This window comes from Ruegeria sp. AB6 (genome assembly GCF_056542685.1).
Window position 1 is genome coordinate 35725 of record NZ_JBQGAD010000006.1, and the last position, 25156, is coordinate 60880.

Annotated in this window: 22 protein-coding genes; 9 read left to right on the forward strand and 13 right to left on the reverse strand. The window is 56.1% G+C overall.

Annotated features, from left to right (window positions below):
- Nucleotides 1-288: 288 nt before the first annotated feature.
- The 6 genes from ACR0DB_RS13455 to ACR0DB_RS13480 are packed head-to-tail and all read right to left on the reverse strand — an operon-like array spanning nucleotide 289 to nucleotide 7373.
- A complete protein-coding gene (locus ACR0DB_RS13455; protein WP_480551526.1) occupies nucleotides 289-1248 on the reverse strand; it encodes a PD-(D/E)XK motif protein in 960 nt (319 codons plus the stop codon).
- Between the two features lie 8 nt (nucleotides 1249-1256).
- The gene (locus tag ACR0DB_RS13460) at nucleotides 1257-3488 is read right to left on the reverse strand and encodes a Z1 domain-containing protein (RefSeq protein WP_480551528.1); all 2232 of its coding nucleotides are present in this window, start codon (nucleotides 3486-3488) and stop codon (nucleotides 1257-1259) included.
- Complete coding sequence (locus ACR0DB_RS13465) at nucleotides 3485-5002, reverse strand: ATP-binding protein (protein ID WP_480551530.1); 1518 nt, start codon at nucleotides 5000-5002, stop codon at nucleotides 3485-3487. Before ACR0DB_RS13465 ends, ACR0DB_RS13460 begins: the two co-directional genes overlap by 4 nt.
- Nucleotides 5003-5012: 10 nt before the next feature.
- Nucleotides 5013-6311 (reverse strand): DNA cytosine methyltransferase, encoded by a 1299-nt coding sequence (locus ACR0DB_RS13470; RefSeq protein WP_480551532.1) that lies wholly within the window; start codon nucleotides 6309-6311, stop codon nucleotides 5013-5015.
- Nucleotides 6312-6351: 40 nt separating this feature from the next.
- Nucleotides 6352-6939, reverse strand: a complete 588-nt coding sequence (locus ACR0DB_RS13475; protein WP_480551534.1) for a hypothetical protein — start codon at nucleotides 6937-6939, stop codon at nucleotides 6352-6354.
- Entirely contained in the window at nucleotides 6939-7373 is a 435-nt protein-coding gene (locus ACR0DB_RS13480; RefSeq protein WP_480551536.1) for a helix-turn-helix domain-containing protein, read from the reverse strand. The genes ACR0DB_RS13475 and ACR0DB_RS13480 overlap by 1 nt, the downstream gene beginning before the upstream one ends.
- Nucleotides 7374-7547: 174 nt before the next feature.
- On the opposite strand from ACR0DB_RS13480, the gene ACR0DB_RS13485 reads away from it, so the two are divergent.
- From ACR0DB_RS13485 to ACR0DB_RS13520, 8 genes are all read left to right on the forward strand, one after another.
- Complete coding sequence (locus ACR0DB_RS13485; RefSeq protein ID WP_480551538.1) at nucleotides 7548-7766, forward strand: hypothetical protein; 219 nt, start codon at nucleotides 7548-7550, stop codon at nucleotides 7764-7766.
- Between the two features lie 214 nt (nucleotides 7767-7980).
- Nucleotides 7981-9075, forward strand: a complete 1095-nt coding sequence (locus ACR0DB_RS13490) for a tyrosine-type recombinase/integrase (RefSeq protein WP_480551540.1) — start codon at nucleotides 7981-7983, stop codon at nucleotides 9073-9075.
- Between the two features lie 478 nt (nucleotides 9076-9553).
- Nucleotides 9554-10042, forward strand: a complete 489-nt coding sequence (locus tag ACR0DB_RS13495; protein ID WP_170786280.1) for a hypothetical protein — start codon at nucleotides 9554-9556, stop codon at nucleotides 10040-10042.
- Between the two features lie 103 nt (nucleotides 10043-10145).
- The gene (locus tag ACR0DB_RS13500) at nucleotides 10146-10877 is read left to right on the forward strand and encodes a metallophosphoesterase (protein ID WP_480551542.1); all 732 of its coding nucleotides are present in this window, start codon (nucleotides 10146-10148) and stop codon (nucleotides 10875-10877) included.
- A 267-nt stretch (nucleotides 10878-11144) separates the two neighbouring features.
- Entirely contained in the window at nucleotides 11145-12239 is a 1095-nt protein-coding gene (locus ACR0DB_RS13505; RefSeq protein ID WP_480504250.1) for a glycosyltransferase, read from the forward strand.
- A 90-nt stretch (nucleotides 12240-12329) separates the two neighbouring features.
- Complete coding sequence (locus ACR0DB_RS13510) at nucleotides 12330-12599, forward strand: spike base protein, RCAP_Rcc01079 family (RefSeq protein WP_480551544.1); 270 nt, start codon at nucleotides 12330-12332, stop codon at nucleotides 12597-12599.
- Entirely contained in the window at nucleotides 12596-13483 is an 888-nt protein-coding gene (locus ACR0DB_RS13515) for a phage head spike fiber domain-containing protein (protein ID WP_480551546.1), read from the forward strand. The genes ACR0DB_RS13510 and ACR0DB_RS13515 overlap by 4 nt, the downstream gene beginning before the upstream one ends.
- 151 nt (nucleotides 13484-13634) lie before the next feature.
- A complete protein-coding gene (locus ACR0DB_RS13520; protein WP_480551548.1) occupies nucleotides 13635-14951 on the forward strand; it encodes a hypothetical protein in 1317 nt (438 codons plus the stop codon).
- Here the strand turns inward: ACR0DB_RS13520 and ACR0DB_RS13525 are convergent.
- Genes ACR0DB_RS13525 through ACR0DB_RS13550 form a run of 6 tightly spaced genes read right to left on the reverse strand, consistent with a single transcriptional unit; the run spans nucleotide 14902 to nucleotide 22394 of the window.
- Nucleotides 14902-15792, reverse strand: a complete 891-nt coding sequence (locus ACR0DB_RS13525) for a sulfotransferase (RefSeq protein ID WP_480551550.1) — start codon at nucleotides 15790-15792, stop codon at nucleotides 14902-14904. The two genes, ACR0DB_RS13520 and ACR0DB_RS13525, sit on opposite strands and share 50 nt — an antisense overlap.
- Nucleotides 15785-16987, reverse strand: a complete 1203-nt coding sequence (locus ACR0DB_RS13530; RefSeq protein WP_480551552.1) for a glycosyltransferase — start codon at nucleotides 16985-16987, stop codon at nucleotides 15785-15787. The genes ACR0DB_RS13525 and ACR0DB_RS13530 overlap by 8 nt, the downstream gene beginning before the upstream one ends.
- A complete protein-coding gene (locus ACR0DB_RS13535) occupies nucleotides 16984-18264 on the reverse strand; it encodes a lipopolysaccharide biosynthesis protein (protein WP_480551554.1) in 1281 nt (426 codons plus the stop codon). Before ACR0DB_RS13535 ends, ACR0DB_RS13530 begins: the two co-directional genes overlap by 4 nt.
- A 56-nt stretch (nucleotides 18265-18320) precedes the next feature.
- Nucleotides 18321-19700, reverse strand: a complete 1380-nt coding sequence (locus ACR0DB_RS13540; RefSeq protein ID WP_480551556.1) for a polysaccharide biosynthesis/export family protein — start codon at nucleotides 19698-19700, stop codon at nucleotides 18321-18323.
- Between the two features lie 25 nt (nucleotides 19701-19725).
- Nucleotides 19726-20367, reverse strand: a complete 642-nt coding sequence (locus tag ACR0DB_RS13545) for a YjbF family lipoprotein (protein ID WP_480551558.1) — start codon at nucleotides 20365-20367, stop codon at nucleotides 19726-19728.
- Complete coding sequence (locus ACR0DB_RS13550; protein WP_480551560.1) at nucleotides 20364-22394, reverse strand: YjbH domain-containing protein; 2031 nt, start codon at nucleotides 22392-22394, stop codon at nucleotides 20364-20366. The genes ACR0DB_RS13545 and ACR0DB_RS13550 overlap by 4 nt, the downstream gene beginning before the upstream one ends.
- A gap of 350 nt (nucleotides 22395-22744) precedes the next feature.
- Here ACR0DB_RS13550 and ACR0DB_RS13555 point away from each other — a divergent pair, with 350 nt between their 5' ends.
- Entirely contained in the window at nucleotides 22745-22996 is a 252-nt protein-coding gene (locus ACR0DB_RS13555) for a hypothetical protein (protein ID WP_480551562.1), read from the forward strand.
- Nucleotides 22997-23023: 27 nt separating this feature from the next.
- On the opposite strand, the gene ACR0DB_RS13560 is transcribed toward ACR0DB_RS13555, so the two are convergent.
- Nucleotides 23024-25141, reverse strand: a complete 2118-nt coding sequence (locus ACR0DB_RS13560) for a polysaccharide biosynthesis tyrosine autokinase (protein ID WP_480551564.1) — start codon at nucleotides 25139-25141, stop codon at nucleotides 23024-23026.
- Nucleotides 25142-25156: the final 15 nt, after the last annotated feature.

Consider the following 25156-nt stretch of genomic DNA (forward strand, 5'->3'; position numbering starts at 1 on the left):
AGCGGCGAATTGCTTGATGCTAGCCAAGTCGACTATATCGTCGCCCGTGCCGTGTCATAGTTCCTCTGCAAGTTTGTCCAACAGGCCAGAGACGTGCTTATCACGCGAGCCAATCGCAGCGCCGTGTTAGGCGTGATGCCGATTACACCTTTGACCAACCGCTCAGTCCGCGTCCGAGGCACGCCGCCCAGATGCTATGGCTCCCATTTCCAGAGGATCGAGGTAAAGCTCTTTAATGACTGCACCCGGGTGTATTGGGCCTTCAAGTAAGCTCATCGGCGTCCCCTCTCAATCTGGCAGACATGGCTCTAGGCAGGGAGCTCTTGACGTGACTTCGCCGACAGTCAAGGACCCAGCAACCTCCAAATCAATTCTATATCGGACTTGGTCCACGTGCATTGGGGCAGAGCGGATAGCCGGAATATCTTCAATATCATACCAGCTTAGTTTTGTGAGCGCATGTGCTTCATCGAATTTCGGTTCGCCCGACCGAGGAAGCCCCATCACTGCAAAAAGGGTGCGTTGGACTTTCATGACAAGTTCTGCGTCTGCTTTTACTAACACTTGAACCCGCTCTGCCAGTTCTCGAACGCTTGTACCGTTCGAGGTTTCATGGACGAGTGTGGAAGCAACAAAGGCCTTCGTACCTGGGTCTGGAACACACTGCTCCATCGAAAAACGATGGCGGCGTTCTCTTGTTCCTGAAGCTTTGATTTCTATGCGCGCCGCACCTAGCGCCAAATCAAACCTGTCTGACGCGCCCACCCTCCATGCCCTTACTGCTACAATTGGGTCGTTGGCCAACGAAAGAACCAGGAGTTCAGCGAACAATCCGATCGCTCCCTCGCGGCTTGGTTCACCAGGCCTCTCGAGAAGTTCAATGAGTTCCTCTAAGATTGAGACAACGTCTGCTTGTGCAGCAGACTTGAGGCGTTGCAGCACGATCTCGCCTACTGACACGAAGGCCTCTTGAAGGGAGGCATCATCTGACTCGCAAGCGACCAACGAAACGTTGAGTTGTTCTTCTTTCCCGTTCCAGTCCACATGGCAAGAAGCTTGATGCTGCAAGCGGAGCCCTCGCCTGACTACTTCTCGTGATCTTGCATCGTTCGCTTCAACCAATAGCGCAGGCCGACCAAGATGATCCAAAGCGGCGTACACGACGGGATTTTTATTCAACAGTGTAATGCTAAATGTTGCAGATTTTGGAGGATTAAGCGTTTTCAAGCTTCTTAGGAGCGTAGCCATATATAGACTCAAACCTTTGATTGAACGAGTGTTCCAACCTTGTACTTCTGGGGAACCCAGAGAGCGAAAGCTGGTATTCGAAGCAAAGTGCCGTCCTTCGACTGCAACATGTGTATTTGTAGTGTTGGTTCGTCGCGAACCATTATTTCACGGTCGCCTGGGTAAATCGGCATTCCTGACCGAGGGTTTCGCCCTTGATACAATTGAGCGATTTTTCCGTTGGCTATCGTCCGGACGCGAGGGCTGCCTTTCCCCATCAAGACCACTCGACCAGTTCGTCCTGGTTCACCGCTGAAAGCGTCGAGCTGTAACATTGCTCCATAAAGTAGGTCGCGTTGATCAAGGTCAGCAACCCTGGCATCTGCCAAGATACCGAGGAGCTCAGAAACGGGCATTGGGGAAGAAATCAAGTGCCGTTGCTCAGGGGTACGCTCACGGTGCCCATGATCCTCGTCCAATTCCAAGGAAGATTTTAGAAACCCTACAAGTCTACGGTTCTCTTCCAAATCGGCCCCAGTCAACGCGGGCCGGTCCAAAGTCAACCAATCGTCCGCAAGTTGTCTCTGCTTAACGCCACGGGCAAGTACATTTCTGCGAGTTGCCTTCAAGCCTGGATCAAGAAGGAACTCCCTTCGCCAGTCTCTCAAAGGGCGTCCAGCCTCTGCAATCGGCTTCAATCGCGAGCGTAGGTCTTGTTCATGTTTGGCGTATTCCTTGAATACATCGCGCGTATCATCATCGATCCAAATTCTTACTCTGCCGAGGTATCCTCTTTTGTAGCCGAAGAAACGCGCGCGCTGCTGAATGGAGTCAGCTAACTTTTGGCCGAGGCTTCTAGCGAGATGAGTCGTGGTCAATCCTTCAACAGTGAAGCCACGTTCAATTGCTTGGCCTCCAATCAGAATGAATGAGAAATGGCGACTCCATGGAACAGGCGGCGCACCCTTGTTGAGCTCAAGGATTTCCGTTCTAACAAGTGCACGGCGCAAGAATGGAACGAGTTTTGAAAGTGCAGGTAGACAAGCGTCTGTTCTTACTAAATCCTTGTGTGCTTTGCCCAGAAGTTCAAACAGAGCATTCCGTTCCTCCGGTGCAGATATCTCGGCGTTTTCATGCAACAGATCGGACCAATCAGACTTCATGCGTTCCATCCATTCGCGAAGCCTGGAGTGGTCTCCGGTGAGTCTGGACGGATGGACCAGCATCGATCGATTTGCTTTGGGTTCTTTCGAGAATCCAGAAAAGTAGTCGGCAGCGATACCAACTAAGAACGAAGCGAGCGCATCCCGCAAACTGTTCGGCGGCCCCTCTTGCATTTCTAGCGCCCTGTCGACTTCGCCGTTAGGAATTCTCTTTATGTGGGCATCCTCTTTTTCCAGAAATAGTTCTCTCCCACCAACATAAGCATTACCCGGCTCGAGAACCTGCACAAAACTGGGCGAAAGAGCATCGCTTATCTCAATCAGGAGGTTCGCTTGGGGCGTGGCAGTGTACTGCAAGAACGTATGATTTGCTCCACCTAGTTTCACTCCATCTCGAAGTTCCGAAATTGCAGCGTAGGTTTTTGTAACCGTAGGTTTCTTTGGTGAACCAGCATTGCCATCCAGGCTTGCTTGATCAGCCTCATCATCGATTATGAGTACTGGTGCTGAAGGTATTCTCAGACGTTCGATCATTTTTGCGAGCGTACTCAGGTTGCCTGCGTGCTTCATAACGGTGACGATCACAGTGCGACACTCATCAGCATCGAAGTCATCATCTTCCCATTCATCAAGGGCCGATTGAATTGTTTGAACATCTGCGTTGCGTTGCGCTTCACTGATGCCGGAGCGCGGACCGCGCACGTGCAACCATGTTCGCTTTTCTTCCAGGGCGAGATCGTTTGTTAGTCGCCCTTCCGTTTGCCCTAGCAGGTACAAGGAGGTGCCACCAATCAGGATAACCATCGCGTAGCCGTTGTCCTTGGCTAGCGCAGCCACTGTTGTGAACGACAACGTCTTGCCGCTTTGGACATATCCTACAGCAAGACCAGCTTCACTTACGTTGCATGCGCTAGAAGCTGGGTCAGCGCAGCGTGCTAGTATGGCTCGTGATGCTTCAGCAAGACTTCGACGAGCGGCAGGATCATCAGGAAATGTTCTGTCAAGCAAGTCTCCTACTTCCGGACCTTCTATAGGACTCCACGAGCAGCCTTTTGGTGGTTGGATGTTAATCGTTGCTGTCCCAGATATCGCGCTCATTCACCCATACCTCTCAACGCCTTGTTTACGCCCCTTACCGTCGCGGATGCGCCGAGCGCAGCTTCTTTACTGCCGAGCTTCGCTAACAATTGGCCAATCGCAATGGACGCTGCAGTCCGAAGCATTACCTGCCAAGCACGTTCATCATCGTCGATAAACCTAACGCTAAAGGGATGATGAGCTGAAACGCGGATGAGGACTTTCCGGGTTCCATCTTCGAGTTGTGAATCTACAATTCTCAGCCAATCTCGCTCGGAGTCGTCAACGGTCGGTTGGACGTGGACCTCCCATTTTTGACCGTCAATGGTCGCCTCGAAGTGTTCGTCTGCCAGCGCTCGCGCATGGTCTTCAGGTTCTTTTTCCGAAACTAGCGTTGCCACATCACGGTCGGTAGACGCGGATACAAGTCCTTTTTCCGCGTCATGAGCCGTTTCTGCGGCAGCCTTTTGCGCGACAACAACAAGATCGTTCTTCGCTTTCCGTGCACGGAAATCATCAGCTTGCTTCAGGAGTGGAACGGGTTCTTCTCCAAGTCTCTCTTTGAGGAGTTCTAAGAATGCTTCTTGTTCGCTTTCGTCCCACTGGAAGCCATCTTTTGTATGTGACACCTCAAAACCTTCGAGCTCCAACTCACCAAACAATCGCTGACGTCTAAAGCTGTTCGCACTTCCAAAAATTGCTGGAGGCTTGAAACCCTCATCGGCACTACCTTGAATGAGCCGCCCTCTCCGAAACAATGCGAAGCCAGCCCGTCTGGTGCTAGCGGTTGCGAATAATGCCGCGAAACCCTTGGCGCTTTTGCCCTGGCCAAAATCGAAGTCGATCTCTTTGTACCAGGTAATAGGTTCAGCCTCCTTGTTCCATTCTGGAGGCTGATTGAGGATTGAAGGCTCTTCGTAGGTCAAAGCCTCCCCTTTAATCTCGAGTTGAAGCCAACCTTCTCGAATAAACTGACGATATATGTCGCTCAAATGTTCGCGGATTTTTCCAAGTGTTTTTGTGCGTGGTAGGCGGGCGACATCGCGTAGTTCAACTACGGTATAGTGGGTTTGCTCCGCCGCTGGTCGCTCGTCTGCGTCCAACTCGTCGATTGACTGGTCGACGATTGAGGAAATGTCGAACTCTACAGTGCGTTCCACAGCCTCGCCTAGAGCCTTCGTACGAACGGACCAACGAGGTGCAAACCAACATGCAGCAGACTTCATGCCCATGCCGAACTCAGACAAGCCACTGGCGTCCGTAGGTGCGTGTGCGGGACGAAAAGCGCGCGGAAATTCTGAGAGTGGTATGCCTGCAGCGTTGTCTTCAATCCGAATGATTCCATCCTCGGAAATCAGGATCTGGACACGCAGGTATTTCGATCCCGCAGCAGCTAGAGCTTTTCTGTTGGCTCGAAAACTCTGAACCGAGTTGTCAACGAACTCTGCAATCGCAAACCACTCTTTGTAGTTCAGGTGCTTCAAAACACCCAGAACGCTTACACCGGGGTTAATCGGAACTTTTCGGATCGTCATAGAAAAAGCCTTAATGTAAAGTGGATGAATGACTATCTTGTCCCAAAAGGCGAGCTGCAACGGACTGGACTACCTCGACATTCACTGCATTGCCTAGTGCTTTGTAAGCTGCTTGTCTGGTTGCCGGCATGTATTCAAAGCTGCCCATACTCTGAAGTCGGGCGCACTCGCGAACAGTCATATACCTTTGCTCCCATCCGATGACGGGCACTTGGCTCGTGGTCAATGCTACAAGCGAAGGGGCAACGGTTGGTCGTTTCACCCGAATTCCTGACGCACGAAATTGGATAATTCCACTTCGGATATCGCGCGGCCCGCCTTTCCAGTTCCACTCAAGTTTTTGAAAGCTAGGGGCAAACGGTCTTATCGACGGCAACCATGCATCAAAGGCTTCTGGAGCAAAACCGTAGAGTTCTCGATTTTGAGAGATAAAGCGTTCTTTCCATGAAGCAAAGCGGGGTTTGGTCTCGCGCGCATATGGCGGTAGCGCAGCAAAGTCAGATGCCCGGTCGCCAGACAGTAGCTCGCCATAGGCTCCTCTCAGCCCTGCTAAAGCCTGTTCAATTAATGAGTGAGGCGTGTGGCCAACATAAGGGTAACTAGCACCGAACTCCATTGCCCATATTGGAAACGAAGGAAGAGGAACGTCTTCGGGGTAGATATCCAAGAACCGCTGCCAAGCGTCGAGATAAGAAATAAAGCTCTTAGGAAGGTATTTCGCGTCATTTGGCCGGTCATCCAAGACATCTCGAATGTCTAGTTCGTCTTTAGCTCTTTTCCTTCCAGGCCAGGTGAAATCGGCGAGAGAGTTTTTACCCTGCTTTGCAACGATAATCGCGCGTTCTCGAACCTGGGGAACTCCGAACATATGAGGAGAAAGAAGAGTAGATTTCACGTCGTACCCTATGCGCTCCAATTGAGCCTCCATGCCAGTCCAAGTTTGCCCGCCATTGTGGCGCAAGAGATTGGGAACGTTCTCCAAAATTACGTGACCGGGGCGGCGTTTGCGTAGAATTCGCAACACATCATCGAAAAGGGTTCCCGACCCAGGGTAATCCCTACCAAGTTGAGCACCCGCTTTTGAAAATGGTTGGCAGGGAAAGCCGGCGCACAAAATATCGTGGGCTGGTACCTCTTCGTCAGGGACTTTTGTTATGTCACCAGAAGGGCGAATACCGTGATTTTTCTCGTATAGAACAGCCAACTGCTCATCGAGTTCCGATGCGAATACGCAATCGTGCCCAAGATTATGGAGAGCTCTGTGAAACCCGCCTAGACCGGCAAAAAGATCAATAAATTTCATGGTCATTTTGTCATCACTCTAACAATAGTCCAGCAATCGAAGCTCATCATAACTCGCAATTTTCACCCTCGTTTCGAGGCCACGAACGAAATTCCAAAAAACTTTCCAATGTGCAGGTTTCTAGAAAGGTACTGTTTTCTTGAAGGGGCCTGCAAATGTTTGCTTCCGAGACTGCCATGACACCTAAAATCATCATGCCAATTGCAATGCTTATCATCGCATATATCGTGAAGACAGACCCTGTGAATACAAAATGCAGCATAGGTGCAACGACAAATGGCATGGAGACGAGGCCCGCACGCCGAAGAGCCTTCAGTTTTTTTTCTGTAGTTTTGGCCATTTCCTCGTGAGCTGCTTGAAGGTCTTCTGCCCATTCTAAGAATTCATCCTCAAGCTGACCGAGCAAGTAATGTCCGCACCGGCAATGGGTTCTCGTTAAATACTCTGCTTGGCCGCAGTCGTTGCACTTAATGGCGTTGATCCCCGGTGTTTTGGGGCGTGTCGGATCGCGACGCGTAGGCGCGTCTCCGGGTGCCAGGCAATTCTTGTCAAGAAACTCGTCAAGGCGATCTGAGAGAGACATCGTGCGTGGTTTCATCACATGAACATTCGATGAAAATGAACCCTTTGCCATTACGCCACCAGTCCTAAAACTCGGTCGATTCGTGGAGTGTCCGGCGCATTTTCTGTCGTGTTCAAAGGGTCATCTTTGAGGAACTCAGCGAAGAGGAAATCAACAGCATCCCACTTCTTCTCAGCCGGAATGGATAATCCCCGCTCGTTGATACGGCTTTCTACAGCCATGCCGATCTTGCGGTAGGCCTGCGTCATTTCGCGTTCGCGCCTACTCATCCCAGGTTCAATTTCGCCTTCCAAAACCCAGAGGGGATCCACTTCGAACTCTTGAAACACTTTTAAGAGCAGCGATCCCGGTAAGTCTCGCTCGCCCCTTTCATAGTATTGATAGGCGCTACGGCTAACTTGTAGGCGTTCAGCCATCTCTTCTTGAGACAATTTCTCGTGGCGTCTCACCGCCGACAAGCGGTGCCCTAGGCCTTCAACTGTCATGTACAACCCTAAAATTAGTTGCAATGACCACGATTATGGTCAATCATGTTGAAGGTGACCATAAATCGAGGCTATGCGCATGTTTCTCTCTTGTGGAGCGTACTTTTGTTTCATCCTGAAGGCAAAACAGAATTTCCTGCTTCGTTTTGTGGTCGAGATAGCTAGAGGTGCCGAATGATGAAACTCCTTGAAACGCCGAAAGAACTTGCTGAGCGCGTCGGCATACCCGTGACCAACGTTCGCTACCTGATCCGCGAAGACATGTTGGATCACATCTACACCGCGCCAGGAAAACGGAACCCCAAAATCCCCAGAGGGGCTTGGGAGAAGTACGTAGCTCAATTCACAGTCAAAGCAGAACCCAAAAGCGCAACTTCGAGCATGGATGGCTAATCATGATGGGTCAGGAAACAGCAAACGGTTCTCAGATCCTGGGGCTTGGGAAGACGCCCGCCCAATGGGTCGAAGTTATGGCCGGGATGGGGATCGACATCTCTGAACGCACTTTGCGCGAACGGGCAAATGAGACGGGCGCTTTTTATCGCCTTGGGCGGACCATGCTCATCACGCCCGCGCAGATTGATACGATTTTTGAAGGAGGCCAGTCATGCCGCTCCAAATTTACAAGAGGGGCCGTGTCTATTGGGCCAAGGGGTGGATCGAATACAACGGCAGGCCAATCGCCGGCCCATACCGGCGAAGCACTAAGGCATCTACAGAAGAGGGCGCACGGGACTGGATAAACTATGAGACCGATCGTCAGATTCGTCGCTATGTCGTGGGCGACGAGCCGAGCAAGACGTTCTCTGATGCAATCATGCTCTACAACGCGTCCCCAAAAGCAGCGAAGCAGTTGATCCCGATTGTCGAAGCAATCGGCGACCTGTCGCTGAGTGCGATTTCTGGCGCGCTATTGAAGAGCCTTGGACCAAAGCTGAAACCCAAGGCGTCGACCGATACCTGGTGGCGTGAAATCGTGACGCCCGCGAGTGCGGTGATCAACAACGCGCACGAGCTGGAAGGCACGCCGCTCATCCGTGTGAAGCCTTACGATAAGTTTGAACGGATCGCGCAGGACAAGCGACGCGGGAAGCTCAGCCGCGTCGAGCGCACGCCAGCTGATAAGGAATGGATCGAGGCATTTTGCCGTGCTGCTGATCCGTACAATGCTGCGTTGGTCCGCTTCATGTTCGAGACGGCTGCACGGATTGATCAGGCTGTATCACTGGAGCCGGATGACCTTCGACCGCACGAAAACAAAGTCCGTGTAAAAGCGCAAAAGGGCCATCCGGAGAGCTGGATCACCGTATCGCCTATGATGATGGACGAATTACTCGCGTTGCCCCCCAAACGCCCCAAGAACCGCAAGACCGGCGAGCTCATGAAGGCGCGTGTTTTTGGCTATGGCAGTTCCACCGGTTACAACACGCGTTGGAAGACAATCTGCAAGTGCGCGGGCATCCCGTACCTTTCTGCCCACCCCGCAGGACGGCACGGCTTCTTCACGGAGCTTGTTGTTCGTCAGGGCGTCGATCCCGTCACGGCGGCTAAAGCTGGCCGCTGGTCAGACCCCAATTTGCCCATGCGGATCTATGCTCACGCAGAGACCGATGAGGCCGACATCAGGGCCCGTTTTCGTACAAACCACGTACAGGATGAGGCTGTACAAACACCCAACAGTAAGAAATCACAAAAGGAATAGCGCTATGAACGCATCCCTCCTAAGGGGCAGGTTGCAGGTTCGAATCCTGCCGGGGTCGCCAGCCAGTCTTATGAACGAACATACCTCTCGCTTTGGATGATTTCGCGTGATGAGCGAGCATTAAAAAACCTTCGGAGACTGCAGTGTAACCGGACTTAGCGGCCGAGATTGTCAGGCATGATTTGGAGGCCAGCTGCTTTTTTGGCGAGCCAATTCATGCGTCTTTCGATCAAGATGGCTCCACACCAGAAATTGTCGCCCAACTAGGCTAAAGGCCGGTCTTTTTGCCAACAATTGAACCGAACTGCCAAATTGGACCTGATCAGAAATCGACAGCACTGAATGGTTACAAAGCGTTTAGACAAAATCGCGATAACTTGTCCGCAAAAGGCACATTTACGCCCCAGGCCACACGTCAAGACGACGATGTCCCTCCTTAGCACTGTTCCCAACTACGAACGGGAATGGAGTGCGGCTAATGCAATTTCTGAGTTTGAGGCTCTGCAAATGGAAGAGACGGTTTGCAGGTTATGTGATGGGGCTTTCTGTCCTGTCATGCGTGCTTGCAGTGCCTGGCGCCGGATACTCGGAACAACCTTTGGTGGTTGGCAGTGATCGAGGCGGTTTCTTGCATGATCGTTTGGTCGAATTGGAGAACCTTCAAAGAAATGGCATACGTGTCGAGCTGCGCGGGCGGATCTGTTATTCGACCTGTACGATGTTTCTTGGCCTGCCAGGGACATGTGTAACACCGGACACAATATTTGGATTTCATGGTCCGTCGCGTCATGGCCGGCCGCTCAGTGCCTCAGATTTTCAGTATTTCAGCGAAGTGATGGCGGAGTTCTACCCCGAGCCCATCAAGACTTGGTTCATGGAAACAGGACGAAACCGAATTCGCGGCGTACACAAAATCAAGGGTGCAGAGCTTATTCGATTGGGTGTTCTTGCTTGCCGCACGGCGTAGCGTCGCGCTTGTCTTCAAACCTCTAGATAGGTATGAGTGTATTGTGTGAGCACAATCATAGCGTGTGCTTTGACGGGTAGCCTTGCATAGGAAATTAGTCTGGTTGATTTCGGGACTCCTTCATCGAATTCATGGGGGCAAAGCGCGCAGAGCTCCTGCGCCGACAAAGCCGATCTGCGTCATAGGGGATGTCCATGGCTGCATCGGGCTTTTGGAAAAGCTCTTGTCCCAAGTACCGCATGACGCCCAGATCATTCTGGTTGGAGATTACATTGACCGAGGCGAACACAGCTCGGAGGTTTTGCGGATGATGCAAGCCTGCCCCGAATTTATGTGTTTGATGGGAAATCATGAGCAAATGCTACTGCGTTTCCTGGCCGATCCGAAGAAACAAGGTCGTCAGTGGCTACGACATGGGGGCTTGCAGACACTGGCGTCGTTTCGCATCCCAGCCGCTCGGCCAGAAATGACCTCCGAGGAACTGACCAAGTGTCGGGATAGTTTGCGGCGCGCTATGGGTGATGAACTTGTTGGCTGGATCGCAGATTTGAAGACCAGTTTCCATAGTGGGAATATCTTTGTCTCGCATGCTGGGGCAGACCCCACATGTCGGCTTGACCAGCAATCTGAGCACGACCTGCTTTGGGGCAACAAACATTTTCAGACCAAAGACAGGAAAGACGGTCAGTGGGTTGTCCATGGCCATACAATCGTGAGTCGCGCTGCGGTTCGGGGCGGCCGAATTGCTGTCGACACGGGCGCGTTCGCGACCGGCGTGCTCAGCGCAGTCTATCTGGACGGTTCTGAGCCAGAGTTTCTGACGGCGCTTGGTTAGTATTGGTTGTTTTTGCAACACTGAAAGAAACAATCTAAGGCAGAATTAGTCGAAATATTGTTTCGCATAAAGAGATTGAATTAAACCTGAGATAACTAGGTATTTCGAGCGATTCATGTGCACCCTTTGGATCCCATTTTACGGCGTTCCGCAAACTGGACGTCGGCTGCACCCTTCAGGAGATGACTTGGGCCTCATGGCATTGCGGGGTGGTGGCAACACGGGCTTACAAATCAGGCCCGCGGTGACAGCGGAGTGTTGGGCAGATTGAAAGTTGCCATCGTACATTATTGGCTAGTGGGAATGCGCGGCGGTGAAAAAGTCTTGGAGGCGCTGCTGGATCTATTTCCGGGCGCAGTGATTGTGACTCATGTCTATGACCGCGAAAAGGTCAGCGCCAAGGTCAGAAAACACGAGGTGCGAGAGACCTTTATCGGGCGCTTGCCCGGTGCGCGAAAGCATTATCAGAAATACCTGCCCCTTATGCCCCTGGCGCTTGAACAGATGGACATGCAGGAATTTGATCTGATTCTGTCCAGCGAATCCGGTCCGGCAAAGGGGATCGTGCCGCGCCCCGATGCGTTGCATGTCTGCTATTGTCATTCACCGATGCGCTATATTTGGGATCACTATCACAGCTATCGGCAACAGGCGGGGGGTGTTGCGCGGATGGCGATGCCCTTCCTAGCGCATAGGCTGCGCGTTTGGGATGTCACGACTGCTGCTCGCGTGGATCGTTTCGTGGCCAATTCGTCCTTCATTCGTGACCGAATCCAAACCTATTATCGGCGCGAAGCAGAGGTTATTTTTCCTCCGGTCGAGACGCAGGCGTTTCAGATATCGAACCATGTTGAAAACCACTACCTGCTTGCAGGTGAGATGGTTTCTTACAAACGGGCCGATCTGGCGATTGATGCGTTCAACGCCTCTGGCCGTAAACTGGTGGTTGTTGGTGATGGTGAGATGCGCGGCGTGTTGGAAAAGAAATCCTGCCCCAATATCACTTTTCTTGGCCGGGTTGATAATGCCGAGCTAAAGCGTCAATTCGCCACCTGTCGCGCGTTGATTTTCCCCGGTGAGGAGGACTTTGGCATAGTTCCGGTCGAAGTGATGGCCAGCGGACGACCGGTGATCGCATATGGGCGCGGTGGGGCATTGGACACCGTCATCGAGGGTGTCAGCGGTGTTTTGTTTCATGAACAGACCGCCGAAGCCCTAAACCTGGCCATCGACCGGTTCGAGAAGAACCCGGATTTGGTGAAGGATCCAGCGACGATCAGGGCGTTGGCGGATACATTCGATGTTGAGGTCTTCAAGCAAAAGATATGGGCACTAATCGCTGACGCGCGGGCAAACGCCTGACGCGGACGCAACGCACGCAGGACTTGTAGGTCATTAAGCGGTTTTTCCTAACGTGCCGCTGATTGACACACAGACAGCGAGTCCTGACCCATGACCACCAATCCTTTCCTAAACCGAGTATCCAGCCTGTCCGGTCCTGCCCGAGATATTGCACCCGTGACGCCTTCGGATACTGCGGACCTGCCCGATGTGGCGATCGGGCTATACGTTGAATCGGGCGGGACGATTGTGTTGACGACTGTTCGCGGGGAAATCCGCACGGTGCAGGTTCTGGACTTTTCGATCCTGCCAGTGGGCGTCGGCCGTGTGCATGCCACGGGCACAACGGCCAGTGGAATCCATGCAATGGTGCTGGCATGAAGCTGACCCGCGACCTTTCTGTTACGTCGCACCCTGCGCGCCGGGTATCTGGCCCAGCCCTGTCACTTGATTTCGAGCGGCAGGAGTACCGGCGGTTCGGGCGCCCCATCGCGTTGAGCGAGGCGATGACCTTCGCGCGTGCCTCTTCGGCCCGGCAGGCCGGGGCCTCGGGCATGATCGAGACGGTGGGCAATGGCGTATTGCGGCGAGATCATGTGGTCGGAACCGGAGCGTTCCGGGGGGCCTTGTTCGAAGGTCAGGCCACCAATCTGCTGCACTATTCAGATGACTTTACCCAATCCTACTGGAACGGATATGCGCGTAAGCCCAGTTTCGTCGGGGGGCAGCTTGCGCCGGACGGGACGGCTTCGGCCCTGACATGGAATTGCGCGGATACCACGGGCGGCCCGGACCTGAACCGAGGTGGGGTACTTATCCCCTACCCTGGGGCGTCGGGCATGGCGACGGTCAGTATCTGGTTGCGTGCCAGCGTACCTTTGACCATGCGGTTCGGGCAGTCGGACAAGACATCAAAAACGATTAACGTCACGACCCAATGGCAACGGTTCAGTCACACGGATCTGTTGCCCAACAATCAGAACCGGATCTTTGTCCTGTATGAGGCCATCAACAGCGATATTGACCTCTTTATCTGGGGCGCGCAGGCAGAAACCGGCAACACACTGACAAGCAATATCGCCACAAACGGGGCCGAGGTCACGCGCGCAGCCGATCAAGCTGGGTTGACCGGTTTGACCGGAGCGTTTGAGGTCACTGTCACATACGAGGATGACAGTCAGGACGTGATGACCAATCAGACCGTCACCGACGGCTGGTGGCCCGTGCTGTCGCAGCCCAGAGTCAAGTCCATCGTGCTGAGCTGATGGGGCCTGCATCCACCTGAAATGCCGTGGATCTGTGTTTGGTCTACGGCATTTCGGCATTCAAAAAACAACTTAAGATTGTTTCTCGCCAAGCGAGCGGATAGGTTTGCATATGGTCTTTCGGGTTCGGCAATAGGGCGGTCCTCCTGCGATGTTCTTTCTGGCTTGGATGCTGATATGCGCTGTGCTGGGGCTGTTCTTTTGGGTGGCCCTGTCGTTGCGGTCAGCTCCGATTGTGCTGAGCCTGATGTTCTTCGCCCTGATCTATTGCATCCGTCCCGCAATGATCATGCTTGGGGCAAATCTGGTGAATCCTGCGCTGTTCAATGACACAGCCGAGCTGGGTGCATTCGCGTTGATCTACGCGGTCTTGTATCTGTCTGCGGCGCTGGTCACGGTTGTGATCTTGAGTGCCGTGCGTCCCGGATTAGGTGCCGGTCTGTTCCCCGAAATGTCGTCACGCGTCGATACCGTTTCGGCGCTTGTGGCCATTCTCCTGACCATCGTTGCAATGGGAATCGGCGTACAGCTTTTTCTGAAATTCGGGTCGCTGCAGGCAATCCTTTTTGCCGCGAAGATCACCAAGGATCTGGCGGGCACTTTTGGGCTCAGGTCCCTTGTAGGGCTGGGAGCATTCTTTTCTTCGGTCGCCTTGTTGATCAGTTTGCGCGACAGGCGTATCGGCAAAACGGTCTTATTCAGCCTCTGTTTTGGTATCAATCTGTTTGTCTTTTCCCTGTGGGGCACCCGGCTGGAAGCGTTCGTACTGCTGTCAGGTGCATTGCTGGTCCTGACTTCGCGCACGGGGCAGATCGACCTGTGGGGTATCGTGAAATTCTCGGTCTGGGGGTTTTGCCTGCTATTGGGTGCGACGGTCTTGTACATCTATCGCCTTGCGCAATTGTCCGGCAGTTGGGAGGTCGCCTTTTCCCGCGATTTGACCACGACGACCGCGGTGTCCATGCATATGACGCGGTTCGATTCCCTGATGCTGGTGGTGCAGGATTTTACTTCGGGGCTTCACACGCGGGTCGGAGAAGACTTCTACAACGGTCTGATCATGGTCATCCCGCGCGCTCTGTGGCCAGACAAGCCTTCGCAACTGTTGATCGGCCAGTGGTTCCGGCAATGGTATGAGCCGAACGCGGTCAACGGTTGGACGGTCGGGGGACCGGGCGAGTATCTGGTGAACTTCGGGTTGGCGGGTGTCATTCTAGGCGGGATCGTGTTTGGCGTGATGCTGACGGTGATCCATTTGGGCTATCGCAAGATGGGTGCGGATCAGCCCTTGTCGGTCATGGTGTCGGTTGTGTTGGTGCTGATCGTGGTGCCCGAAGGCTCGCCCATTCAACTACTGCCAAGGGTTGTACTGTGGTGTATACCGATTTGGCTGGTTGTTTGGGCGGCAAGAATGCGGCTCAGAGCTCCGGTTGCAAGCGTTCCAAAAGTGCCGTTTCCCGGTCGCTGATGGCTTGGGCCAGAGCTGCGAGCAGTTCAACCTCGCGGGCGCTTTGGCCGGGCTTGTGCGAGGTTGTGTTGAGCTTTCGGTACACTCGGCGCGCTGTCTCATACAGAGCGCCTTTGGGCAGTTTGCCCCGGATCGCCGTGTTCAAAGATTGCAGCAACCGGTTACGGACAAAATAGGTTTCGTTCGACCCGTCAAAGAACAGCGGCACATTCGTTTCAAGCCCCAACCGCCCAAACAACACAGCCACAGTATTTGCAGGGTCGGACAACATATTGCGCATCTCAAGATGGATGACGCGTTCCGGCCCCAGATCCCGCCGCCACAAGGCCAACCAATAGCCGAACGCGGCCCAGTCCAGAGCGTTGCGCAGGTGATCCTGAGGAAAATGGCTGGATGCACGCCCGTCCAAAACCATCTCGAAAAATAACTCGATCGAAATTGAGGCGTCGATATAGCTCTTGTTGTTCGAGAAGTAGTGATAGGTCGAGGTGATCTGATCCACCGGGTCACGTGTGATGAAGATGACCGGCGGCCGGTGTGCCATCGCGGCGATGGCTTTACGGGCGGTTTCGTGATGCGCATAGGCAGGTGTTGAATCCAGCCACAACGCATTGTCGGGCGCATCGGGAAACAGCGCAGCATATCCCGCAAGACCCTGGGTCAAAACGCTGTGTTCGGGTCGAAAAAAGTGGCTGTCGCGATCGTAGAGGAACTCCAGCTCTTTGCGCACACCGCCCGAGATTTGCGGATGCTGAACCAACCAGTCATGCAGCGAACTGGTGGCGCATTTGGTGAAGCCGCAGATGAACAGATCGGGCAGGCGGTGGGGGCGCTCAGTCATCGCGGGTCTCCTTCGGCAGACCGGTGGCGCGATACAGCAGGTCCTCGTAGGCGTCGATCATCCGCGTCGTGCGAAACGGGGCAAGATTGGGTTCAGGGTCTTGCATGCGTGTCGCGCGCACCCGGTCGGGATTTTGGGCAAGGTCGTTGAAAATCGCTGAGAGCGTCGGGGCGTCGATTTGTTCGGGGATCAGGCCGCGATGGGGTGGGATCAGTTCCGGTATGCCGCCATTTGGGCTGCCGACCACGAACAAGCCGCGCGCCATGGCCTCGATCACGGTGCGCCCAAAAGGTTCGGCCCAAAGCGCAGGCAGAAAAAGCACGTCGAGCCTGTCGAGAAATGCGATGGCCTCCTGTCGACCGGTCAGACAGATCCCGGCGGCAGCGGGGTCATCCGGCAGGGCGATGCCCTGATTGTCCCCGGCCAGAAGCAATCGGTGCCCGTTCTGCGCGAGGTCAGTGTTTTGCCATGCGGTGATCAGCTCGGCCACGCCTTTGCTGGGGTGAAGGCGGCCCAGATAACCAAAGGTCAGGGGCGTGCCCGCATCCGGCGCAGGTGCGCGCGGTGCTTGCAGAAATCTGTCCGGCACCGCATTGTAGATGACGGTTGGTGCATATCCCAGCATGGTTTCGTAAATCCGCGCCACGTGATTGGAAATCGCCACGACGTGTTTTTGTCGTCGCAGGATCAACCGGCGCAGGCCAGTGGTGTAGAAACACGGGCTGAGGGCGGAATTGCAGGCTGCGCCGCCATGCTCCATCGTGCCAAAGGCGCAAAACCAGCCGTAGTCGCGGATGACCGGGACACAGGCGGTGCGGGTCAGCAGACAAGCCAGCATGAAAGCCGACCCATGTCCGGCAGGGTTATTCATCAGCACCACATCTGGACAGTTGCGCCGCAGCCATTGCAAAGAGCGCAGGAACAGGACGGGGTCTATTTCGCCGCGCAAGATCCAGGCCATGCGGGTGGCAAAGTGGCGCGCGCCATGCAGGGGGCTTTTGCCGATCGGCAGGCCCTGAACGACGTCAATGGGGATGTTATCGACATGATCCGGATATGGGCGCGACCCGTCCGAGACCACAACCCGCACGTCATGCCCGCGTGCCTTTAAGCTGCGCGCGATGTCCCGTGCTGATCGCTCGGACCCGCCCAGCTCGTTGGGGGCATAGTTAAAACACTGAATGGCGATCTTCATGAGAGCTGCCCTTCACGCATGAGACCCAGAACCGAAGGGTCAATGCCCATCTCGCGCCGGGTGTATCTTACGGCCTCAAGGTTCCAGCCAGCGACGGACAGAGCCAGACACAGCGCGGCCCCTACCGGGCCGAAGGCCCAGATCATTGGGATCATCGCCGCCATTGCTATCAAGTTCATCCGCGCCAGCAGCCGAAAGGCCGCTCGGTCGTGGCCCGTAAGCTCAAGCAGGACCGAGGTCGGTCCGGTCAGAGCATTCACCGCATAGGCACCGGCCACGATCAGCAGGACGCCATAAGCGGACTCGAACCCGGTTCCGAATAAAGACAACAGCCAGTCACCAAACAGGATTAGCCCGAGGAATATCAGCAATGCCGATCCCCCAGCGATGGCGGCGACGGTAGCGCATGTGCGTTGCAACGCACGGGATTTGCCGTCGTGATGCAGGCGCGAGATTGTGGGTGAGACGACCATATTGGCGGCCAGCAGTACAAGGTTCATCAACAACGCTATCCGCAGCGCGGCAAAGGTTGGTCCGGTGCCCGCCGCGCTCAGCATCAATCCCAGCAAAACCACGACAAGGTTCGGGGCGGCGATTTGCAGGACAGATACACCCCAAAGACCCCACATACGCGGTCGCCATGTGGCCCGGTCATAGGCAGCTGGGGCCAGAAAAAGAGCCTTGGGTCGGGTCGCCGGATGCAGATGGACCTGAACCAGAATCGTCGCCACAAGCAGCGCGGTCAGCAACCAGGTGATTTGCGCAGCACTGCTCTGCCCCGGCCAGAACAGGATCAGGGGGACCGCCGACAGTATCACCATCCCACGCCAGATCACGTCCCGCGGCGCCAGGGCCAAGCTCATCCGGTCATAGGCACGCAGGACAAAGGCAAAATATTCCGCCCAGGCCATGGCCAGTGCGAGTACCCCCGTGGCCGCAATGAAAGGCCATCCAAGCTCGGGTCGCATCCAAATAAAGGCTGGGGCCGACAGGACCGCCAAAGCCACGGTGCCTAGCGTGATGATCCAGAACCCATCGCGAATCCGACCCGTTGCAAGCCTGTTCTGACCTTGCGTTGCGTAGATCGAGACATAGCGCAGGCTCAGCATCCGTTGTCCGAAACTGCCCGCCACCGCCAGCAATACCGCCAGCGAAAATCCAAAACCGAAGGTGCCATAAGTCGAGGCACTCAACGCCTGTGCCAAGACTAGAAACATGGCAAATTGCAGGCCTGCGGCCCCAACCTTGATGACAAGGGCGGCAAGCCCGCCTTTCATTAGACGCTGTCTTATGGGGTTGGACTTGTTTGGCATCGGCAGATTAATGTGAGCCCCTAGCTTCCCACCGCCACAATCGGCGCGGTGATCAGAGACGGAGTGATCTGGTCGATCGTGCGGCCCCAACGCGTAACCGGGTTTTCGGCGATGAAGATGATATCGTTGCGGCGCAGTTCAAACCGGGCCGCCAGCGTCAGGTGCGCGGCATTGCGGATGTCCAGATGCCAGGCCGTCACCGCGCCGAATTCGCGGATATCTTCGGACGCGCGCAGCACATAAACCTCGGACGCGTCGCCGGTTTTCTTGGCGATCCCGCCGCCCGTGTCAAACAGCGCGTCCGCCAGTGTGGCCGTGCGCTCGAAGGGCAGGGCATAGCGGCCCTGATTGCGGACCTCGCCGCTGAGATAGACATAGTCCCGGTCCACCGCGTCCAACTCCATGGTTTGCAGGAATGTCTCGCGCCGCTCGTTCAACTCGTCCCGGCGTAGGGTAACAGCGGTCGACAGTTCCTGCAGGGCGGTCTGGCGACCCTCCAGCACCGTTTCGCGCAGCTGGATTTGCTGCGCAAAATACCGCTCGGCCCGGTCCAGATCGTAATCTGTATCCACAAAGACCGAGTCATCAGCGATCAGGGTCAGGTTCTGCAAATCCGGGCGCGCATAAAGGTCCTCAAGCGGGATCTGGTACATCTGCCCGTTGCGGTAAACGCGGACCGAGCTGTTGTCGATATCGCTGACCTTGACCGACCCGGCGGCAGAGAGCGCCTCGCCCAGCGTTAGTTGCGTCAGGGTGATGGGCTGCACGCCGGGCTGTCCGACCGCCCCCCCGACCGAGACGCGGCGGGCGTTGAACTCGGCAATTTCCAGGCTGAACGTGGGGTCGATCTGGTTTTCGACAAGGCGCTGGAACAGCACGGCTTCGGCCTCGTCCACGGTCAGACCTTCAAGGCGCACGCGCCCGACATCCGGGATGTTGATCGCTCCGTCATCCTGCACCGTATAGCCGTTGCGGCTGTTTTGGGCGGCCAGCAGGCCAGATAGTTCTCCGGCTGTGCCCTGGGTCGAGGGGGTCGACAGCACCAGCACATCCCCGGTGCCGATCGTATAGGGCCCCGGCGTGACATCGGGCGGTGGGTCCAGCCGCAACCCGCTGCGCGACCCATCTTGAGTTGAGGGGGCATCGGGCAGCGGACCCAGTCCCCGCTGGCTGGTGCCCGCGCCGGACCCCGCCGAAGTTCGAAACACCGATGGCAGGGTTTTGGGCGCATAAGGTGCGCGATTGGCGACCATCACGGTTTCCGGTGTCACCGGCACCACCCGCACCTTGCCGCTGTCGGACACACCCGCCGTAACCGAGGGGCTGCGATAGATCGTCGAACAGCCCGAGATCAGGCCGCCCACGGCCAGCGCAAGGACGAAAAGTGGAATTCGGCGCATGGTTAGCCCCCTGCCATGTATAATTCTACCTCGCATCCGGCACCGCCTTCATGAACAGGTTGCCGAGGAAATCGCCGGTCCATTGCGAGGACTGGACGATGGTTTGGCTGCCATTACGCAGCCAATATGTATTGGAGAAACTCTGCGCGGTGCCAAAGCACTGTTCTTGCCACTTGAGCGTGGCCACAGGATTACCTTGCTGCACGATGGTATCCGGCCCAAGCGCTGTGATCCGGCAGTCATAGGCATGCAGCTCGATCTCATCATTGCCGTTGAGAAAGCTGTGAAACCGCTCGGCGCGCCCTTCCTGACCGCTCAGGATCAACCCGGCGCTGTGCCGGATGTCCGACCCTGCCATGCCAGAGCCGAACCCTTTGGTCGAGGTCAGAAAACCCTGTTCCAGCGTGATGGTCGCCCCATCTGCCGTCAACCAGGTTTGCACGTCGTCCCGTATCACCTCCAACAGCATCACACCGCTCAGGTCGCGCGACGGAAAGGCGACCTCAAGCCGGGGTGGGATCGGGCGTTGTGCGGCCAGCGCATCGGCGCGGGGGTGAAAGCGGGGCGCATCGGGACGCAGCGCGCCGCGCAACAGGTCGAACTCATCCCGCGCCTCGCCACAGGCGGCCAGCGAGAGGGCAAGGCAGAGGAGCGCGAAAACTCTCATCGCCAGAACCTACCCCAGCCGCGCGACAATTCCTGCGCTCGCGCCTCGCGGGTGACGCCATATAGCCGGTTGCGCACATTCAGCCGCGCGCCACCGTCGCGCAGGACGGGGCGGATGGTTTGTCTGATCTTGTTGCGCGACGGGCGACCCGTCAGCCATGAGATCGGGATCTCAAGCCGAATGCCCTTGTCGAATGAGCCTTCGCCGAACTCCTCGAACCCTACGGTGGTCAGGGTAAAGAACGCGCCAACCGTGAACCCGTTGGTAAATTCCCGATCCAACGAGAACGTCGCGCCATAGTCCCCTGCCAGATACCGGCCCGCGTCGATCTGGGCATGATAGTCCCCCGGCAAGTCGTAGTAGGCCGAGACATGGCCTGTGGCGACGGAATAATCCTGAAAGCCGAACAGCACGTCAAAATCGCGCTGCGCCACGTAATTCGCTTCGACCCCCAGAGCGAGGCGGCTGTTGGTCGGGTACCACAGAAGCTCGGCCGACGCCCCGCCAAACATGGTCTCCAGATAACCCAGCGTTGTGCGGGCGTAGAAATCGGTGCGCGGTCGCCACAGGTATTCGGCGGTCATATGCTCAACCCGCAGGTTGGATTCACGGGCATAGATCGCCCAGTCCGACCGAACACGTTGCAGGGTGGAATCCGAGACGCGCGTGCTGTCATCAAGCGTGCTCAGAACAGGTTGGCGCAGCCCGGTGGACAGGGTCAGGCCCGGCCTCAGCGTATAATCCAACCCCAAGGCGGCACCGATTTCATACCGCAATGGGTCGTCGGGATCGAAGAAGGAAAAGTTCAGGTAAGGCCCGAACCGATAGGAAAAATGCGGATAGGCGTCGCGCAGTACGCCGCCTTGTAAGATCGGGATCGTGTCCGAAATCTCGACCCGCGCGAGGCTGCGCCATGCGTTGTCCGGGTCATGCTCCAATTCGTACAGATCGTTGCGGTCCACCTGCACAGCACCCAGTGGAACACCGTTGGACATCAACGCAATGTTGAAGGTCTTCGTCCGCGGCGGCTTGGTATTGGCCAGAACACGAGCGGTGCGGCCCAAGGCCTGCGCCGCTTGTCCATAGGTTTCGTTCTCGACCCCGACCGTGACAGCATCGCGGTCCTGCGACAGGTAGACCAGCCGCAGCCCTTCACGGTCCAACGCGGTTCGAATGTCCCCTTGGCTGTCACGGGGCGCACGCAAGGGCGGGGGCGAAGCCCCCTGACCCCCCGGCGCAGGCGTCTGCCGCGGGTCGATGAAATAGCTATAGGTCAGCCCCAGCGTGGTTCCGTACAGCACCGAGGTGGTCAGTTGCGATCCATTCCGAAACCGGTACTGCGCGCCGATGTTGAACGGAGCGCGGATGTCGAACCCGATCCGGTCGCGCTCCTCATCGTACAGGTCGGGGGAGTATTCGGCCAAAAAGGTCAGCCGGTCGTTATATTGCCAACTGGCCCCGGCGAACAAGGCGGCGTCGCCCTGAAACCAGTTGCCGAAATCCAGACGTCCGGTCTCTGAAATGTCACCCGCGCGGGGGTCGCTGCGCTCGTCAAAGCGGCTGCTGATCAGGCCCAAGGGGTTGGCAAAGCTGCCACGTCCAGCCAGTCGCCCCCAGCCGATGCCTCCGGTCAGCTTGAACCGGTCGCGGATCGTTTTGGTCGCAACGATATATTCCGAGGCATAAAGCCCGGTCCCGCCGAAATCCCGCAATCCCAGCACGATGGCGGGCGTCTGACGGCTTTCTTCGCGCAGGCGGAAATGGATGTCGAAGCTGCGGTCATAGCGATCACCGCGCGCGCCATCAAAGCCTTTCAGGACGGCGTAGCGGAAGCTGCCATGAACCCAGGGCAGCATCTGAAATGTCATGGTTGCACGCGCAGTGTCCCGAAAAGCGGATGCGGTAAAGACCAGCGCACCATCATCGAACATCTCGGCTGTGGGCAACTCGATCAGGCCCGGCGTTCCGTATGTGGACACGGTCTGCGCCTGTACCATGCCTGCCAGAGTTGCGCCGATCACAGCCATCGCAGTTGTCCAGCCTCGTATTCCCGTTTGGTTCGTCACGTCACCATGTCACTTCAAACTTTCCGAGCGATCCCGACACAGGAATGTGGATTGTAGTCAGCACCAAGTAATACTCACCCTATAGGAGAAATACAGTTTTGAATTCCCGGTAGCTGAATTTCCTTTGGGATGAAAGGTCGGTAATTAGGTCGAAAATTCTGGGGCGTATTTTATTTGCCACTGAAAGTCATTCAATTTATTGAAATACAAGTTGATTTTTTTAATACACTGTTCACCATTGACGCTGTAAAGACAGTGTAATTTCTCAGGTGTGGTATCGGCGGCACAGGTTTCGCTTCAGGAGCTTTCGGATGTTCAGAACTTCAGCATTGGTTCTTTTTCTATCAACCACAGGTGTAGTTGCTCAACAGGCAGAAAACACCGACGCCTCGGAAGACGTCGAGGATACAGTCACAGCCGCCGAAGCCGCTGAAGAGGCGGGTGTAACGGGCTTTGTCCCTCTGGTCGCCCCTGCGCTGGGTGCTGCTGCTGCCGCTGTGGGTTTGGCGGCTGCCGGGGGTGGGTCGTCGACCACAACGACCAGCACGGTCAGCACCAACTGATCCTTGACCCCGCCAAAAATGGGGCGCCTAGTTGCTATAGTAGGATGCGCCGTAGCGGCCATAGGCATAGCCATATTGCTTGGCGCTGCGCATATTGATCTGCCCCATGACGATCCCCGTTAGGCGTTGATTGTCCATGTGGAACAGCCGAATGGCCTCGGTCACATCCTGTTCGGCTGTGGCATTCCACTTAATAGTCAGCAAAACGGCGTCGGCATTGCGCGCGATCAGTCGGGCATCTGACACCAGCAGCGTGGGCGGCGTGTCGATCAGGATGACATCATAGAATTTGCGCATATCTTCCAGAAACTGTCGGAAGCGATCCGAGGCGAACAGATCCGCCGCATTGGTCGCTGTTTTCTGACCTGCCAGGATATCGCACCCGATCAGCGGGTCTTGAAAGATTGCATCCGTGGCCGCAACATCTCCGGCCAGAACCGAAACGATCCCGGTATTCGGCACATCGCGCAATTGGTCGGTCATGGTTAGGCGGCGGATATCTCCCTCGACCAACAGGACTTTTTTACCAATCCCGACAAAGTTCTGCGCCAATGCCATGGTGTTGGTGGTTTTGCCTTCGCCAGGCAGCGATGACGTCATGACAATAACCTGCGGCGGGCGATCCACGTTGGACAACATCAGAGAGGTTCGCAGATTGCGCACCGCCTCAGCCGTTGCGGAGGCGGGCTTGGCGGCGAGAAAGTCCAAAACCTTGCGCCGTTCGCGGGCTGGAAAGGTCGGGATTTGACCCAGAACGCTGTAGCCGGTCTTGCGCTCAACCTCGGGCGCTGAACGATACCCTTTTCTCCGCGCCTCCAGCACAAAGACAATGGCGGTACCCAGGATCAGACCAAGGATTGCGGCCAAAACCAGCATCAGCGGTTTTCTCGGGCGCGACGGGTCCGTCGGAATAACGGCGCGCGAGATTTGGCGACTGTCAGCCTTCTGTATCCCCTCCTGCGCCGAGGTCTCCTTAAGACGGGTCAGGAAATACTCGTACAGCAGACGAACAGCCTCGGCCTCTCGGGTGAGTTGCTGTAATGCGATGAGGTCCACATTCTGCTGCGTGATCTGTTCGGACAGGTCTTGCGCAGATTGGGTCAAAGCCTGCGCCTGTTGCGCGGCGCGCCGGGCCTCAAGCGCGGTGCGGGCCAAAAGACTTTCGAAGGCTGTGTCGAACTCAGTCGTTTGGCCACCCGCCAATTGCGCAAACAACCGGTCCAGTTGCGGATCACCCGCCTCCTGCGCCTGTTCCGCGCGGGTGGTCGCGGCGGTCAGGCGATCAAACCTTGCTTGCGCCGCGATTTGCGCAGCCGCAGCGGTTTCGCCCCGGTCACGCAAATCCTTGAGCTGGACTTCCTGAAGCTGCAACGCCTCGGCAGATACCAAAGCGGTTGACGTGTCAAAGGCACTCAACTTGGCCTCTGACGCTTCCAATTCCTGCTGCAACTCAGCCACTCGGTCGGTCAGCCAGGCGGTGGCCAGCTCGGTCGCTGCGAATTTTACTTCGATCTGGTCGCGCACATAAAGGTTAACGATCGTATCCGCGATCAGGGCTGATTTGCGGGCCGATTCAGTCTCGACCGTCACGCGGAACACAAGGCTTTGGGGCAGGTTTCGGATCGAAGTTTTCTGCAACAGCGCGGTGATCACGCTATCGCGGGTGACTTGGGCGCTGATTTCATCCGGCAAAGGCGCGGGCTGCGGTGACAGGCCTAAACCATCCTTGATTTTGTCCCTCAGCGTTTTAGGCAGCAGCGCAGCGTTGAATTCCGGATCGGAAGTCAGGTCCAGCCTGTCGACGACCTTGCCAATCAGTCCACGGGATCTGAGAACCTCAAGCTCGGAATTCACCTCGGTCGACTCGCCGGACAAACCGCCGACAACAGACTGGAGGTCGACAATGCTCTGCTGCTGCGTCTCAAGCATCACAACGGCGCTGGACCGGTACATCGGCACCGCCGCGAAGATCAGGTAGGCGAGCGTTGCCATCACAGTCAGCGCTGTGGCGGCGGCGATCACCCATTTCCCGCACCAAAGGGTTGCGAAAAGGGCCCTCAGGTCAACGATCTCGCCATCAAATGGGTCAGCGCCCGTGGGCCGCGGAGCGGTCAGGGGCGGGTTTGGAACAGTGAATTGCTTCATCAGAGTTTGGTCGTC